General features: G+C 64.9%; 15 protein-coding genes. 9 read left to right on the forward strand and 6 right to left on the reverse strand.

Going from position 1 to position 16,218, the window contains the following annotated elements:
• Nucleotides 1-253: 253 nt before the first annotated feature.
• The gene (locus tag CSW59_RS00255) at nt 254-847 is read right to left on the reverse strand and encodes a MerR family transcriptional regulator (protein WP_099442154.1); all 594 of its coding nucleotides are present in this window, start codon (nt 845-847) and stop codon (nt 254-256) included.
• Nucleotides 848-1,654: 807 nt separating this feature from the next.
• On the opposite strand from CSW59_RS00255, the gene CSW59_RS00260 reads away from it, so the two are divergent.
• From CSW59_RS00260 to CSW59_RS00285, 6 genes are all read left to right on the forward strand, one after another.
• Nucleotides 1,655-2,548, forward strand: a complete 894-nt coding sequence (locus CSW59_RS00260) for an AraC family transcriptional regulator (RefSeq protein WP_161494996.1) — start codon at nt 1,655-1,657, stop codon at nt 2,546-2,548.
• A 168-nt stretch (nt 2,549-2,716) separates the two neighbouring features.
• Nucleotides 2,717-3,325: a YbhB/YbcL family Raf kinase inhibitor-like protein gene (locus tag CSW59_RS00265; RefSeq protein WP_236632125.1), complete on the forward strand. Its 609-nt coding sequence runs from the start codon at nt 2,717-2,719 to the stop codon at nt 3,323-3,325.
• Complete coding sequence (locus CSW59_RS00270) at nt 3,322-4,086, forward strand: class I SAM-dependent methyltransferase (protein ID WP_099442157.1); 765 nt, start codon at nt 3,322-3,324, stop codon at nt 4,084-4,086. Before CSW59_RS00265 ends, CSW59_RS00270 begins: the two co-directional genes overlap by 4 nt.
• Before the next feature lie 122 nt (nt 4,087-4,208).
• Entirely contained in the window at nt 4,209-5,150 is a 942-nt protein-coding gene (locus CSW59_RS00275; RefSeq protein WP_143754925.1) for an alpha/beta hydrolase, read from the forward strand.
• 200 nt (nt 5,151-5,350) lie between these two features.
• Nucleotides 5,351-6,208 carry a site-specific integrase gene (locus CSW59_RS00280; RefSeq protein WP_099442159.1) on the forward strand — a complete coding sequence of 286 codons (858 nt, stop codon included), beginning with the start codon at nt 5,351-5,353 and terminating at the stop codon, nt 6,206-6,208.
• A gap of 10 nt (nt 6,209-6,218) precedes the next feature.
• Nucleotides 6,219-7,439 carry an IS91 family transposase gene (locus CSW59_RS00285; protein WP_099442160.1) on the forward strand — a complete coding sequence of 407 codons (1,221 nt, stop codon included), beginning with the start codon at nt 6,219-6,221 and terminating at the stop codon, nt 7,437-7,439.
• A gap of 457 nt (nt 7,440-7,896) precedes the next feature.
• Here the strand turns inward: CSW59_RS00285 and CSW59_RS00290 are convergent, their stop codons facing one another.
• Nucleotides 7,897-9,306: a S9 family peptidase gene (locus CSW59_RS00290; RefSeq protein WP_161494997.1), complete on the reverse strand. Its 1,410-nt coding sequence runs from the start codon at nt 9,304-9,306 to the stop codon at nt 7,897-7,899.
• A 209-nt stretch (nt 9,307-9,515) separates the two neighbouring features.
• Here CSW59_RS00290 and CSW59_RS00295 point away from each other — a divergent pair, with 209 nt between their 5' ends.
• The 3 genes from CSW59_RS00295 (at nt 9,516) to CSW59_RS00305 (ending at nt 12,846) form a co-directional block, all read left to right on the forward strand.
• A complete protein-coding gene (locus tag CSW59_RS00295; protein ID WP_099442162.1) occupies nt 9,516-10,544 on the forward strand; it encodes an IS110 family transposase in 1,029 nt (342 codons plus the stop codon).
• Nucleotides 10,545-11,043: 499 nt separating this feature from the next.
• Nucleotides 11,044-11,655, forward strand: coding sequence for an FMN-dependent NADH-azoreductase (locus CSW59_RS00300; protein WP_236632123.1), 612 nt, complete (start codon nt 11,044-11,046; stop codon nt 11,653-11,655).
• A 168-nt stretch (nt 11,656-11,823) separates the two neighbouring features.
• Nucleotides 11,824-12,846: an Atu2307/SP_0267 family LLM class monooxygenase gene (locus CSW59_RS00305; RefSeq protein ID WP_255408955.1), complete on the forward strand. Its 1,023-nt coding sequence runs from the start codon at nt 11,824-11,826 to the stop codon at nt 12,844-12,846.
• A gap of 35 nt (nt 12,847-12,881) precedes the next feature.
• On the opposite strand, the gene CSW59_RS00310 is transcribed toward CSW59_RS00305, so the two are convergent.
• The 4 genes from CSW59_RS00310 to CSW59_RS00325 form a co-directional block, all read right to left on the reverse strand.
• Nucleotides 12,882-13,481, reverse strand: coding sequence for a TetR/AcrR family transcriptional regulator (locus CSW59_RS00310; RefSeq protein WP_099442164.1), 600 nt, complete (start codon nt 13,479-13,481; stop codon nt 12,882-12,884).
• Entirely contained in the window at nt 13,478-15,088 is a 1,611-nt protein-coding gene (locus CSW59_RS00315; protein ID WP_099442165.1) for an NAD(P)/FAD-dependent oxidoreductase, read from the reverse strand. Before CSW59_RS00315 ends, CSW59_RS00310 begins: the two co-directional genes overlap by 4 nt.
• Nucleotides 15,089-15,297: 209 nt before the next feature.
• The gene (locus CSW59_RS00320; protein WP_099442166.1) at nt 15,298-15,786 is read right to left on the reverse strand and encodes a nuclear transport factor 2 family protein; all 489 of its coding nucleotides are present in this window, start codon (nt 15,784-15,786) and stop codon (nt 15,298-15,300) included.
• 41 nt (nt 15,787-15,827) lie between these two features.
• Complete coding sequence (locus CSW59_RS00325; RefSeq protein WP_099442167.1) at nt 15,828-16,217, reverse strand: nuclear transport factor 2 family protein; 390 nt, start codon at nt 16,215-16,217, stop codon at nt 15,828-15,830.
• Between the last annotated feature and the right edge of the window lies 1 nt (nt 16,218).

Here is a 16,218-nt window from a genome sequence, read left to right on the forward strand (position 1 = left end):
CCACTGGGCTCCGACCTTGGTCGCCGGTAGCTGACCGGTCAGGATGAGCGTGCGCAGCGTCTTGTCGCTGATCTGCAAGGCCGCCATCACCTGGGTGAAGGTCATGAAGGTCAAACTCGAAGTCACCGACGCCCTTTCCTGGCATGGGATCTGAATCCGGTATTCGTCCCCACGGATGGGAACGGCCCGCGCGGACGTGGTGTCGTTTTGAACGAAGGCCGCCCCGAACTCGCGATGAACGGGCAGGCGCGTTTCAAGCACCCGCCCCCAGCCGAGGGGAAAGCTCCAGCACGTCGAACAGTGGGCAGGCCGCCGATCGCGCGAGCTTGCTGCCAATCGCCTCGAAATTGATGACCGAGAACGAATCCTCGGAGGCGAGACCCCTGCCCGACAACAGCGACGTGAGATCTCGAATATCTTCCATGAATTCAAACGCGATCCCCTCAGGCCCCGCCGCGAAATTCGTGACCAGCATCAGTTTCGGAGGATTTTCGAGGTGGAAGTATTCTGGGGTGGATTCAATTAGCGCACGCGGGACGCTCGGCGCGTATTCGATCGCGCCATCAACACGGAGCGCCGCGTTGGTGATGGCGAGCTTTCCCCAGTGCAGCACGTTAATGTCGGGCTCTAGGGGCAGGCCGGTCCGGCTCAAGACCTGGATCAAGGCCAAGGCCGCCAAGTCCACGGGATCGTATTGAACCCGCCCGGCCTCTTCCTTTCGGCCGATGATTTTTCGACGGCGCCAATCACGCTGCACGTGCTGGCTAACCCCCGTGATGCGCTCAGCTTCGGCCGCCCCGAACCTACGGGGCTCCCAGCGCGCGAAGATGTCGTTTCTCGAGTTCATTCGTGTGTCGTCTCACGAAATGGCCAAACGGTCAAGCGATTTCGTGTGACGCATCACGAAATGGATTTATGACTGTCCGACGCGATAATTCCAGCCTTGATCGTCGCCATGCGTCGCCAGGGGCGGCGCGAGGGCGCCAAGACAGATGCAGCTCAGCATATCGACGATACGCCAAGACGCTCCACCGCTGTTGGATCGACAGCCAAGTGTAGTCAGCCACCGATTTGAGTCTTCGCGGCCACCGAAGATGACTCGCTTTTGCCAAGTCGATGACTCACTCAATCGGCACTCAAAGCTGCCGGAAGCGGCGAGGCGCGTAGCCAACTGATCGGCCAGTCGGAGCCGCTCCAATGTAAATGGACTTGCGGCGGCCGAGCCGCGGAGATCCCACAACGCGCATCGGATCGGCCGTCGTCGCCGCAATGCTGTTCAGCTGCGGCCCTTCTCTACCGAGCGAGCAACTACCTCGCTCGGCTCTGAGCAGAGGTGATCTTGGCTAAGAAAGGCAATGGAACTCGTCGTCCTAGAGCATTTTCCGATAAGTGTGAAACGGTTATCGGATCAAAAAATGCTCTAAACTTTTGAATTAGAGCCCTTTTTATCCGATCTGATTGATCCAATCAGATCGGAAAGGGCTCTAGGTTTCCTTTCGACGCCGCCGTCGTCGCTTGGTCCCAGGCCGAGCCTCCGTTACGGGAAGTATTGCGCCAAGGCTTACGAATGGGCCGTCAGCCGGGGGAGGAGTTGGACGTTCATGATCACGACCGAGCCTCTTATTGGAGAGCTCAAAGCAACGGAAATGGGCTCATGACGCAGGGTAACCATCGTGAGGATAATGCCTGGAAGCGTTTGCTGCCGATGGCGGTACGCGATACCCGCGTCATGGACGGACACCCCGACGCGCCTCCCTGTTCAGCGTTTGTGGCGCGCGAGCAGGAACGGTTCGCTGATCTCACGCTTCCGACAGATGGATTGGTCGTCGTGCTTGAAGGCAGGAAGGATGTGCGGGTCGGCATCCACGAGTACGCCTATCATGCCGGTGATGCATTCGTGGCGAATGCGGGCGTCCCGATAGATGTAACAAACGTCCCCGATAGCCGATCGGGCTTCTACCGGGCGCTTTTCGTACAACTTCCCCGCCCGATCCTGATCGAGGCCGCGCGGCGTTGGCCGCAATTCGTCGGTTCGACCGCGCCAGCAAGCAGGCGCCTCGTCGTGGACGTAGACCTTACCGAAGCGCTCATTCACGCCTTCGGGCGCGACGAGGCGGTAGGTACGCCCCAGTCATCGACTCTACGCCAGCACCGCGTCCTTGAGGTCGTCCTCGTCCTGGCGGAACGAGGCGTCATCGCGCTGACGCCGAAATATGCTGATAGGCCGCTTGGTGACACGCTTCGAGGGCTCCTGGCTCATCGGCTGCACCATCCCTGGACGGCGGCGGAAGCGGCGAGCCTTCTGGGCTGCTCGGAAGCGACGCTACGTCGCAAACTTCGACGTGAGGGGCTGAGCTTCGCCAAGCTGGTGTCGGCCGAGCGCATGGCGGCTGCACATGTCCTACTGACTGAGCGGGGCGCCAACGTCGCGGACACGCTGGCGGCGACGGGCATGACCTCGCGCTCGCACTTCGCGACACGGTATCGACGGCTCTTCGGTGAGCGTCCATCCGAGGCGCGAGCAAAAAGGACGGTTGCGGCGACCTGATCGTTTACGGCCCATCAATGATCGGTACGGGCCGCCGCGATATGCCGAGCGAGCGTAGCGTCAACAGGGTCAAACGGACTCGGAACGGCCATGCAACGCTACATAATTTCAGCAATTCTCGCGGCGGCGACTTGGCTACCTTTTCCGGCGCGATCCGAGACTAGCTTGGTGGTCTCTCTCAAAGGCACTGCGGCCGATGGCCGTCTTGCCGATGGTCAGGCTTTCTGCCCACCGCCCGGCTCGGCCGAAGCCAACATCAATCCTGGCGTGACGTGGTCGGCCGGGCCGGCGGGCACGCGATCCTATGCCCTGCTCATGCGGGACATCGATGTACCCGCCGACTTCAGTCGTATCGACAAGCCGGGCGAGGTCATCGAGAGCGAGGCGCCGCGGATCGCTGTCGATCATTGGGTGCTCGCCGACATACCGGAACGGGTTCGCTCGATCGCTCCTGGCGCCGACAGCAACGGACTGGTCCAGGGCGGTAAGCCACTAGGCCGGACCGAATATGGAACCCGCGGAGCTAACATCTACGCCCGTTTCTTTGCCGCCGCCCCTGATAAGGCTGGCCCCTACGGCGGCTATGATGGGCCGTGCCCGCCTCGCAACGACAAGAAGGCGCACCGATACGTCGTGCGTGTGTTCGCGCTCGACGTCGCAAAGCTGGATTTAGCGGAGGGCTTCACGGGCGAGACGATGCTTGCCGCAATGAAGCATCACGTCCTGGCGGAAGGCCACGCGACCGCAACGTACAGCCGAAAGGAGGCCCAGCGATGATCCGCAGCCATCACGATCTGACCGACGCCCAGTTCGGCCCGCAGGCGGCAGCCTACGTTGCCAGCACGGTCCATTCGCAAGGCGCCGATCTCGAGCGCTTGGCGAGCCTGTCGGCGGCGTCTCCGGGTATGCGCGTGCTCGACCTGGGCACTGGCGGCGGCCACGCGGCCTATGCGCTGGTGCCCCCCGCGACCGAGGTTGTAGCCTGCGACCTTTCGGCAGAGATGGTCTCCGTGGTTGAAGGCGAAGCCCGGCGGCGCGCATTGTCTAACATCCGTGGTCATGTCGCGTCGGTGGAACGGCTACCATTCGATGCGGCGCACTTCGACCTGATCGTCAGCCGCTTCTCGGCGCATCATTGGCCCGATCTGGTCGCTGGGCTGCGCGAGGCGCGGCGTGTGATCAAACCGGGCTGTGTGGCGGTATTCATTGACATCGTGTCGCCGCCTGCCGCCGCGCTCGATACGCACCTCCAGGCAGTTGAGCTTCTTCGCGATCCGTCACACGCCCGTGACTATCGAGTCGCTGAATGGGGCGTGGCCTTGGAACAAGCTGGCTTCGCGATGGTCGAGGTGCAGAGCTGGCGCTTGCGTATGGATTTCGCGGCTTGGACAGCGCGGATGAACACCTCGCCCGAGGCGACTTCCGCGATCAGATCCATCCAAGCGAAAGCATCGGCGGCAACGCACGCACATTTCGAGATTGAGCCGGATGGTTCGTTTCAGATTGACGCTGCTTGGCTGCGAGCAGTCGCCGTCTGACGGCGAAACTACCCTCTCGAATCTTCGATAAGATCTCTGGGGATGGCTGCCTTCGGCGTCTCGCCCTGGAGCGCCTAAACTCTATCGATCTGGTCTCCTCAAAATAGCGTCAGGTGGCGTTCATGCGATTCTCCCTACGATCGGCGATCGTCTTCGCGGCCATGGTGTTGAGCGCGTGCGGTGACGTAAGACGCCCCACCACCATCAAGGGGGCCGTCGCCGAGGGAGCCGCCGGCGCGGTGGAGGCCAAGGCTCCGAGCGCGGCCGGCGGCTTCGTCATCGAGAACAGCACGGTGATCCCACTGCGCGCGACGGCGTCGGGTCGGGACTACGAAATCTACGTCAAGACGCCGCCTGGGTACGACAAACCGGAGAACGCTGGCCGTCGGTATCCCGTGCTCTATCTCACCGACGGCCCCTACACCTTCCAGGTCGCTTCAGGCCTGACGCGGGTCCCATTCAATCACGGGCGGTTCCGTGAGTTCATCATCGTGGGCCTTTCATACGCGCGCGGCGAGGTTCCCGCAGACAGCCGCCGGCGCGACCTGACCCCCTGGCGCGATCATGAGATCAACGGCGTTACCGGCGGCGCCGAAGCTTATTTGACCTTCCTGAGACAGGCGGTGTTGCCGCTGGTGGAAACGCGCTATCGCGTCGACCGCGCCGACCGTACCTTGGCGGGGCAGTCCTATGGCGGTCTCTTTGGACTGTGGGTGGCGTTCCATAAGCCGGAGCTCTTTCGCAGCTACATCCTCACCAGCCCTTCGATCTGGTTCGCCGACCGGGCGATCCTGCAAAGCGAGGCGGCCTACGCGGCCAGCCACAAGGATCTGCCGGCAAGGATCTATCTGGCGACGGGTTCGCGCGAACATCCCGGTCCCGGCGGATGCGCTGATTGCGACATTAACATGGTCGCCGACCAGGCTCAGCTCACGACGCTCCTGAAAAGCCGCGCCTATCCGGGACTAGAGATCAAGACGAACGTCGTGGACGACGGCTTCCACGAGACCACCTTCCCGATCGGCCTGATGCAGGGCCTTCAATGGCTTTACCTTAAGGAGTGATGGGCGCCCTGGCCCAACCTGACGGGCCATCGCGGATTGCGCCTCGAATGTCCGACACGTTTTCGGTTGAGCGCCATCGGACTAAGCCGCTCGCGCGGCATGGGTGACCGGCGCTGGCGCCGTAGTTGAGCCTGAAGTGGCGGCGCCTTGCCCGTCCTGTCTGAAGATCAGGGGTCAACCCTGCAGACAGGAGACCCCTGATGAGCTCTGCACCCACGACCCCGCTGCGTCAGCGGATGATCGAAGACATGTCGATCCGCCAGTTCGGCGAGAAGACCCAGAGCGACTACGTGCGCGTCGTCGCCGACTTCGCCCGGTTCCTCGGTCGCTCGCCCGATCAGGCCGAGCCCGAGGACTTGCGACGATACCAGCTGCACCTGGCCTCCGCCGGCGCCTCGCCGGCCAAGATGAACGCCAGCGTCTCGGCCCTGCGGTTCTTCTTCAAGATCACACTGGGTCGCCAGGGCTATGGCGAACGGCTGGCCACGGTCCGCAAGGAAGACCGTCTGCCCGAAGTGCTCAGCCCCGAGGAAGTGGCGCTGCTCCTGCACTGCGCGCCCAGCCTCAAGCACAAGGCCGCCCTCAGCATCGCCTATGGCTGTGGCCTGCGGGTCTCGGAGATCACCCACCTGAAGGTCAGCGATATAGACAGCGCCCGCATGCTGATCCGCGTCGAGCAGGGCAAAGGCCGCAAGGACCGCTATGTGATGCTATCGCCAGACCTCCTGGCCCTGCTGCGCGATTGGTGGCTGTCAGCCAGGCCCAAGGGGTGGCTGTTCCCAGGGCGTGACCCCGGACAGCCCGTCACCGCCCGCCAGCTCGACCGGGCCTGTAAGGCCGCCGCGGCGACGGCGGCCCTGGGCAAGCGGGTGTCGATGCACACCCTGCGCCATTCGTTCGCCACCCACCTCTTGGAGCGCAAGACCGACGTGCGGGTGATCCAGGCGCTGCTGGGTCACAAGAAGCTGGATACGACCGCCCGCTACACCCGCGTGGCGATCAAGACCCTGGGCGCGGTGAAGAGTCCGCTGTCGCTGCTGCGGCCGCCGCCCGCCTGAGCCAGTCGCCATGTCCCGGCCATCCCTGGAGGTGGCCGACATCTTCCGCGCCCATGGGCCGGCCTATCGCCGTGACCATGCCGGACACCTGAGCCTTGGTCAGCTCAAGGCCATGTCGGCCATTGAGGCCTGTCGCACCGCCGAGTTGGGCGGTCATGTCGCGCGCTGCGACGACTGCCAGCGCCTGGCGGTGAGCTACAACTCCTGCCGCAACCGCCATTGCCCCAAGTGTCAGGGTTCGGCGGCCAAGGTTTGGCTGGCCGAACGTCAGGCCGATCTGCTGCCCGCGCCCTATTTCCATGTCGTCTTCACCCTGCCAGGAGAGATCGCCGCCATCGCCTTCCACAACAAGGCCGTGGTCTATGATCTGCTGTTCAAGGCCGCCGCCGAGACCCTGCGGACCATCGCCGCCGATCCCAAGCGCTTGGGCGCGCGGCTGGGTCTGATCGCCGTGCTCCACACCTGGGGCTCGGCCCTGACCCATCACCCCCATGTCCACTGCATCGTCCCTGGCGGCGGGCTCTCCCCCGACGGCCGGCGCTGGATCGCCTGTCGCAAGGGCTTCTTCCTGCCCGTGAGGGTGTTGTCGCGGTTCTTCCGGCGGCTGTTCCTGGAGAAGCTCACGGCCCTCCACGCGCAAGGGCGGCTGCGCTTCTTCGGCGACCTCGCCGCCCTGACCAAGGCCCAGGCCCTCGCCGCATACATGGCGCCGCTGCGTCGCGCCGAATGGGTGGTCTACGCCAAGCCGCCGTTCGGTGGGCCGGCCGCCGTGCTGGCCTACCTCGCCCGCTACACCCACCGCGTCGCCATCTCCAGCAACCGTCTGGTCAGCTTGGACGACCGCGTCGTCCGTTTCCGCTGGAAGGACTATCGCCGCGCCAACCCCGCCACCGGCGCGGTGAAGATGGCGACCATGACCCTGGCGCCGGCCGAGTTCATCCGGCGGTTCCTGATCCACGTGCTGCCGTCCGGCTTCCACCGCATCCGCCACTATGGCCTGCTGGCCAAGGGCCCCAACACCGTGCCCCTGGAGACCCTGCGCGCCTTGATCCTGGAGCGAACACCGCATCCGGCCGCCGTCCACGAGGCCACTCCCGAGCCCTCCGAGCCCAAGGCCCCCTCGGCCCTGGTCTGCCCATGCGGCGGCGTCGTGCGGATCATCGAGGTCATCGGCCGCGGCGGCGCCTGGTGCGCCCGCCCACTCGCGCCGCTGTGGTGCGACAGCTCATGAGCCCGGCTGCGACGATCGTCCGCGCCTATTCCCGCCATTGCCCCCGGCCTTGGCGCAAGACCCGCTGCGCCTCGCGTCCAGCCCCGCCTCAAGCGCCGTCCTGCCACCCCCAATGTCGGCGCCTTGCACCGCTAGGGGCCCAACATGTTGGACGTTTTGGGCTCCTAGTGGCCACCGTCCAGACCTCTTGGGCCATCGTCAGCACCGCAGCGACAAGCGCTATCGCCATAGCCTGACACGCCCGGGCCGCTGAGCGCGGCTTCCTCCCCTGAAGGCTTTCGGAAGCCGGCCCTCAAAGCCGGCGGCCCACCTCGTGCACGGGCCGGCATCCGAAACCCTCAACATAAGCGGTCCCCGGACTGTCTCCAGAAACCTGACGTTCCGGCCGCTGTTTTCACCGCGCTCAGCGCCACCTTCAACTACACGCACGCCAGCCCTGCGGAGAGCGTCGGCTTTGCTATCGCGCCGCTGGCGCATCTCCTTTTCGGATGCGATCGACGATCCAACTGGCCATGAGGTCTAGCGCCTGGGGAGATATGGTTTCATCGATTTCGGCGTACTCTTGCGGACTGCCGGTCTCCGCCCGCTGGAGCAGATGGTTGAGGCCAGGCAGTTCGACGACCGAGGCGTCCCGTCCGCCCTTCAAGACCTCCCGCGCGACAGACACATTGTCGGCGGCCGGGACTTGGGCGTCGAGCCCACCATATACCGCTAGCACCGGGGTCTTGAGCCCGCGCAGGACGGGCGCGGGATCGTGACCCAGGAAGTGGCGTTGCCATGGCGAGGTTATGCTCTTGGCCAAACCTTCGGCCTCGCCGGGGTCCACGAGCTTGCTCTCGACACCTCGCACGATAATCGCCTTGGCCCCAGCACGCGCAGCCTCGGCGGTTGGGGCGGCGAGGACTGCTGCATAAAGGTCTCGATCAAGAGCCTGTCGCCCGGCGACATAGGCTTCCGGCGCTCCGTAGAGCCTGGCCACCTTGGCCGACTGGGCCACGAACAGCCTGTCGCCGCGAATGGCCGGCGCGGCCATCATGACGATGAAGGCGACCTCGGGATCTGCCGCCGCCACGAGAGGCGCGATCACGCCGCCTTCGGAATGACCTAAGACGCCTACGCGGAGCGGGTCGATGTCAGGGCGCGCCTTCAGAAACCGAACTGCGGCGGCGGCGTCAGTCGCGAAGTCGGCTGTGGTGGCGTCCCGATAGACGCCGCCGGAACCACCAACGCCCCGCTTGTCGTAACGCAGCACGGCCAAGCCCCGTCGTGCAAGCGCATCGGCCAGCACGGTGAAGACCTTGTGTCCGTCGACCTCCTCGTCGCGCGTGTTAGGGCCCGTCCCCGAGACCAGGACTACGGCCGGAAACGGTCCCGGGCTCTCGGGTAGGCTAAGCGCGCCTGCCAGGTCGATCCCCGTCGCCCCGTTCCTGAACACGACCTCCCGCTCGACATAGGGCCGCGGACCGGACGCGATGGCGTCCTCTTGGGGACGCTTGCGAACCCTGGGGGGTGTGCTTTCGGGTACGGCGCGCTGCAGCAGCAAGGGGTGGCTGCCCTGGAAGACGAGATCGCCTCGCCATCCCTTGCCGGTCTCGTCCCAGGCGCCGTCATAGCGTAGGCCCAGTTTCTCGACGGCGAAGCTCAGCTGTGTGCCGTCAGAAGCCACAGACTCAAGGGTCGTCTCCATGTTGCTCGGATTGATCAGAACGCCATTATAGCCGGTCGCCGCCTTGTCGATGCGCAACCTGACCTTGAAGCCCGACGGCAGGCGACCGGTCCAGTTGCCAGCAGCCTCCTCGGCCCCGGCCGGCGCGCTGACAGCCAACACCGTCAGCACGATCGCGCCGATCGCTCCAAATTTTCCCACCAGTTGTCCCCCACGGCGATATTTTGGCGCGAGCATCGACTAACCTGGGCCGGCAGCAAATTAATTCGCGCTCATCAGAAGCCCAGTTGCGCCAATCCGGAGGCTCTTGGTCTTGGCAGCGCCATGAGCATGCGTAATCGGGCGGACCTGTGAAGGATCAAGCTCCCCAGTAAGGTCTCTGTTTTCAGCCGAGACGAAGGGAGACGACGATGTTCTACGCTGCGTTGGATGTGTCGCTGCGGTCGGTGGCGATCTGCATCATCGATCAGGACGGCAAGGTGCGCCTCGAGCGGTCCGTGCCCTCCGAGGTTCCAGGCCTGGTCCGCTGTTTGCGCGAGTTCGGCGAACCGATCCACCAAGTTGGACTGGAGGCCGGCACGCTGACCCAGCACCTGACCTACGGGCTGACCGAAGCCGGCTTCGACGTGGTGTGCATGGAGGCGCGCCAGGTGAACGCGGCGCTGTCGGCGATGCGCAACAAGACCGACAAGCACGACGCCCGCGGCATCGCCCAAATCCTGCGTTCAGGCTGGTACAGCCGGGTCCATGTGAAGAGCGTCGAGAGCCATCACCTGCGTGCCCTGATCTCGTGCCGGAAGGTCATGCAGCGCAAGTGCATCGACCTGGAGAACGAGATCCGCGGCCTGCTGAAGATCTTCGGCGTGAAGTTGCCACTGCGTCTGTCGCGCGGCGGTTTCGACATCGCCATGCGCGACACCATCGAGAGCGATCCAGCGCTGAGTCACGCGATGCTCCCGATGCTGCAGGCCAGGCGCGTCCTCTTCGACACCTTCACCGAGCTCGATCGCCGCGTGCGCAAGGCCGCCCATGCCGATCCGGTCTGCCAGCGCTTCATGGGCGTGCCGGGCGTGGGTGAGATCACCGCGCTCAGCTTCAAGGCCGCCGTCGATGACCCTGCCCGCTTCAAGAGCTCGCGCACCGTCGGCGCCCACTTTGGCCTGACGCCCAGACGCTTCCAGTCAGGCGAGAAGGACAACCCCGGCCGCATCTCCCACGCCGGCGACGCCGACGTGCGCGCCACGCTCTACGCGGCGGCCAACGCCATGCTGATGCGCTCGATCAAATGGACGAGCCTGAAAGCCTGGGGCGTGAAGCTGATGAAGACCAAGGGCCGTCGGCGCGCCATCGTCGCCCTGGCCCGCAAGATCGCTGTCGTCCTGCACCGCATGTGGGTCGATGGCTCAGACTTCCGCCCCGGATCGGAGGCTGCGGCATGACCTGACCCTCATAGCCCACCCTCAAGATCCTGGCCGGATCGTCCCATGCGGACGACGGGATGGATGAAGCCGAAAATGTCTGCTGCACCTGAAAAGTGCGTCCATTAGCAAGGCTCTCCAGACCCTGTTCCCATGCATGCGTGCAGCGGCTCCGCTCGCAAGGAGCCACCAGACTGCGAAGAGAAGCGTGACCCGCGTGAACGACCCCGGCCGCTAGATCAACGAGCTTGACCCCGATGCCCGATTAGAGAAGCTGACATCGGCGCGCCTCCAGCAAGGCGACTTACGTCACCGCACTGCGCGCGCGTTCAGCGTAAGCCGAGCCAGCTTCAAAAGCGCACGCTGGCGCTAATCCATCGGCTTTCCCGATAGATAACATCACAACATACCGGCTTTCGCGCCCCCATCCGCCGTGGGAATCCTCCGCCATGTTCAACGCGATCAAGACTTTTCTGTCTCGCATCAGACCCGCCCGCGACGGCGGCCGGAGGACCATTCCGTGAAGACGATCCTGCATATCGATTCCAGCATTCTCGGCGGCTATTCGGTAAGCCGTGCGCTGACCGCCGACATCGTCGCGCGTCAAGAGGCGCTTCATCCCGGATCTCGGGTGGTGCGACGCGACCTCGTCGTCGACGCCGCTCTGCACCTGTCGGACGCTCACATGGCCGTCTTCCAAGGCGGGGAAGTTGGCAATGCCGCCTTGGGTCAGGACCTGGCCACCGGCGCGGCCTATATCGACGAACTCTTCGCCGCCGACATCATCGTGATCGGTGCGCCGATGTACAATTTCAGCATCCCCACCCAGCTGAAGGGTTGGGTCGACCGCGTCAGCGTCGCGGGCCGCACCTTCCGCTACGGCCCCAATGGCCCCGAAGGCTTGGTGACCGGCAAAACGGTCTTCGTGGCCTCGGCGCGCGGCGGCGTCTACTCGGGCGACGCGCCGGGCGCGGCCATGGACCATCAGGAAACCTACCTGCTCAGCGTCCTGGCCTTTATCGGCCTGACCAATGTCACGGTCGTCCGCGCCGAAGGTCTGGCGCTCGGCGAGGAGGCCAAGGCCGCGTCGATCGCCGGGGCGAAAGCGCAAATTCAAGCGCTGGCGGCCTGATCGCCAAGCCATTGGATCTGCCGCGGTCCCGCGCAGACCAAGACCGCGAGCATCGGGTTGCTTGACCTCATGCTCGCGGTCGCTCCCATGCTCTGACACCATCCCTCCGCGCCGGTCTGACCAAGACGCCGGCCACAATCTTTCTAAGGAGCGACCTCGGAAATCGGTATCGACAGCTTCGCGGCCACGATCCCAGACCCGCAGACCGGCCATACCGTTTCGGCTGCCGACCGAATGGAAGCCCTGCTGGCTGAGGTGGAGACCGCTGATCGCGTCGGGCTGGATGTGTTCGGTATCGGCGAGCATCATCGCAAGGAATTTCTTGATTCCGCGCCGGCCGTGATCCTGGCGGCGGCGGCGGCCCGCACCAAGCGCATCCGCCTCACCAGCGCGGTGACGGTGCTTAGCGCGGCCGATCCCGTGCGCGTCTTCCAGGACTTCGCGACCATCGACCTGATCGCAAAAGGGCGAGCCGAAATCGTTGTTGGGCGCGGCTCGTTTGGCGAAGCCTACCCGCTGTTTGGCTTTGCCATGCAGGACTACGACGCCCTGTTCGCCGAAAAGCTCGATCTCCTTCTGAAGCTGCGCGACGAGGTCGGCGTCACCTGGCGCGGACGTTTCCGACCGCCGCTGACCGGCCAGGGCGTCTTTCCAAGACCGCATCAAGCCAAACTGCCGATCTGGTTAGGGGTTGGCGGCACACCGCAGTCGTTCGTTCGCGCGGGAACCCTGGGCCTGCCTTTGATGGTGGCGATCATCGGTGGAAGCTTTGATCGCTTCCGGCCCTTGGTGGATCTCTATCGTGAAGCCGGCCGACGTGCGGGCCATGGGCCAGACACCCTCAAGGTCGGCGTCCATGCGATGGGTTTCGTCGGCGAGACCGACCAAGAGGCCGCCGACGCCTTTTTCCCAGGGTGGGCGCACATGTTCACCGAGATTGGCCGCGAACGCGGCTGGTCAACGGCGACCCGCGCGCAATTCGATGCGATGCGCGGTCCAGACGGGGCGTTCCTGATCGGGAGTCCTCAGACGGTGCGCGACAAGGTGCTGGCCGCCGACAAGGCGCTTGGCGGCATCTCCCGCCTGACCTTTCAGATGAGTTCGGCGATGCTGGAAACGCGCGCCATGCAGCGCTCGATCGAACTGCTTGGCGCTGAGGTCGCGCCGGCCGTCAAGGCCGCGCTTGGTTAGACCTTGCCGACGCGCTTGGCCTGACGAGCGCCGCTTTAGCGCCTGCTCCGGAGGCGCATAATATAGCGTGCGAACGCGTTGTTAGCCGCCGACCGAGCCGCCTCGGGCGACCAGTTCATGATCCCGGAAACATACAGGGCTGCCTGTCCGACACAGAAGGCGAGGACATCGCGCGCGGTTTCATGGGCTTCGCTCGGCGGCAGGTCCCCCGCACGGATACAGGCTCGCGTCGCTTCCAAGAGGACGCGGTAGGTGGGCAGCGCCACGGCCTTGACGGCTTCACGATCGCGCAACCCTGGAAGAGTGCGGCTGGATAGGAAGAGAAGCTCGAAATAGCCGGGGTTCTCGATCGCGAATGCGGTGAAGCCCTCCGCCATCCGCTCCAGGCGCTCGATCGGCGTGACCCCGGCTTCACTCCGCGCGAGGTAACCGCCAAAACGCGTAAATCCAGCCTGTAGCAGATGAAGCTGCAGGTCTTCCTTGTTCTGGAAGTGGCGATAGAGCGCCATCGGCGTGACGCCCAGTTCGCCAGCCAATTGGCGCATCGACAACTGCTCGTGCCCAGGCAGCAGGAAGCGGTCGAGGGCCAGGGTCAAGATCCGTTCCCGCAGAGGGATGTCGGCGGCGACCGTCACGCCGGGGCCCCCGACGCTTGGCGGATCTGGCTCATCATGTCCCTGCCCAGCATCGCCGAGGCGCAGATCACGCCGCCGGCCAGGGCGCCGATCACGCCGTCGGTCGAGACGTCCTGTCCGGTCAACCAGAGTCCTTCGATCGGCGTTCGGGCGCGCAGCCAGTCCTGCCGAAAGCGCTGGGGCGAGCTTTCGATCCCCATGAACCCGCCGCGCTGGCGCTTGGCGAAGGTCTCATAGGTGAGCGGCGTGGAGACCTCCACGCACTCGACCGCATCGCGCGCCGCCGGCGCAAAGTGAAATAGGCGCTCCAGCAGGCGCGCCTGGATATCGGCCTTGCGCGCCAGATAGTCGTCGCCACGCTTCATCCAGCGGGTGTCTGCCCAGCGCTCGAAATGCCGATAGTCGGTATAGGCGTACATCTCGACCGTAGCCTTGCCCGGATAGGCCTCGTCCCAACTGGGGTCCTTGGTCGACGGGAAGGTGATGAAGCTCCAGGGAAAGGGCGCGTCGAAGTCGGCGCGATGGGCTTCCAGATTGGCCTGCAGGTCGGCGGTGGGGTGGTCCCAGATATTGGCAGGCCTGAAGCCCAGTTCGGCCGCCGACCGATTGAAGCCGATATTGAGACCGACGACGGCGTAGGTGTCGACAACCTGGGTCAGTTTGGCGTCGAGACCTGCGGCTCGCGCGGTCTCAACGTCCAGAAGCCGGCCGAAGGTGTTCTGGACCCCGGCGTTGCTGATGACCGTATCACAGAGGATTTCGGCGCCATCGGCCATGCGCACCCCGCGCGCGCGCCGGCTGTCGACGAGGATTTCGGCGACCTCCGCGCCGTGCAGCACCCGCCCTCCGGCGCCTTCGATCAGCGGCGTCATGGCCTCGGCGAAGGCGGCTCCACCGCCGACCGGATAGCTGCCGCCGTTCATATAGTGCTTGGCCAGCATGCAGTGCATGGCGAACGAGCTCTTGGAGGGCTCCAGGCTGTAGTCGCCCCAGTTGGCGCACAGGACCGCGATCAGTTCGGGATCGTCGGTCAGATCACGTAGGACATCAATCGTCAGGCGATCGGCCTGGGCCAGAAACGGACCGCAGCCCTGCTCCAGCACGGCCCGCGCCATGGTCTCGGGCAGGGCCTTCTGGGCGAAGAAGGGCGCGGATGCCTTGGACACCTGCCGCACCAGCGCCAGATAGTCGTCGATCGCCTGGGTCTGGGCCGGGAAGTAGCCCTTCAGGGCCTCAGCGTAGCGCGCCTCGCCGGCCGGTATCTGGTACTCGCGGCCGTCGATGACCATGCGGTTGAAGAGTTCGGGCATCTGCGCCCAGCGCACGCCGCCGCCGGTCACGTAATCGAACAGCTTATAGGTCATGGTGCGTGGCGAGGCGACGTCGCCGATATAGTGCAGGCCCACCGTCCAGCGATAGCCGTCGCGCTGGTAGGACTGGGTCATCCCGCCCACGACGCTGCTTTGCTCCAGCAGCAGCACCGCCTGGCCTTCACGCGCCAGGATGGCGGCGACGCTAAGGCCGCCCATACCCGATCCGACAACGATCGCGTCAAAGCGTCCTTCGACGGCGCGTCCCTTGCGATAAGGCGATCCCGTGGTCCGCATGGCGTCCTCCCAGACACGCCCGTTCACCAGGCGATGTATACGCTCGTATACAGACTCCGCAGGATCGGCCTGTCAACCGCCCCCTCCTCCTAGGAGCCGTCGTCTGCGGCGCGTCGCTAATCGAAGTCGGCGCGCGCCCGGTTGACCACCGTCAGATGCGCAAAGGCCCATTGGCCCAGAGCCTCGACGGGCGCGCGCAAGGACTGGCCTTATCGCCCGCCGCTGACCGCCCGGTCGATCAGCAAGGTGTCGGCGAACTGCTCGAAGCGGCTGATCTTGCCGTCCTTGACCTCCCAGACATGGGCGACACGCGCGGTCATGAACTTGCCGGTCTTGCGGTAGGTCCCCGAATAGCGACCGATACCGACGACCACGTCGCCCGCGTCGATCAGCCGTTCCAGGGTGAAGGTGTAGTTGTCCCACTCACTGCCGACGCGCTTGACGACATTGTCGACGATGGCCTGCTTGCCAATGTAGGTGCCGTGGTAAGGAAAGCCTTCCATTTCCGTCCAGCGAACATCGGGCGCCAGGGTGCTCAGCATCCCGTCTAGGTCGCCCCGCGCATTGGCGGCGTATTGGGATTTGACCACCTCATAGGCGGTCGGCGCGGAGGGCGGGGTTTGGGCGAAGGCCGGAGCCGACAGCCCGGCGGCCAGAAGCGACAGGGCCAGGGCGACGGGCGTGAGGGTCTTGATCATTCTGAGTGTCTTCCAGGCGGATGGCGGCTTCAGGCGGCGGGCTAGGTCAGGGCTCGCAGCACCATGCCGCTGTCCACGATCTGCTCCATCGTGGCGATCTTGCCGTCCTTGAACCTGTAGAGGTGGGCGAAGGTGGCGGTCATCGCCTTGCCGGTGGCGCGGTAGGTTCCCGAATAGACCCCGAAGGCGGCGACCGTGTCGCCGTCCTCGAGATAGGTGTGGACCTTCGCATCATAGCCCTCCCATTCGGTGGCAAGGCGCCGGAAGACGCCGGCCGCAATGGCGTCAAAGCCGACATAGGTTCCGGCATAAGGAAAGCCAGCCGCCTCGGTCCAAGACGCATCGGGCGCAAGCGCGGCTTGCAGGCGCTGGCCCTTCTGCTCGGGCGAGGCCTCATAGGTGGCCCGGATGATGTCCTTGTTGGAAACCATC

Origin of the sequence: Caulobacter sp. BP25 (assembly GCF_002737755.1) — a bacterium.
Classification (GTDB): domain Bacteria; phylum Pseudomonadota; class Alphaproteobacteria; order Caulobacterales; family Caulobacteraceae; genus Caulobacter.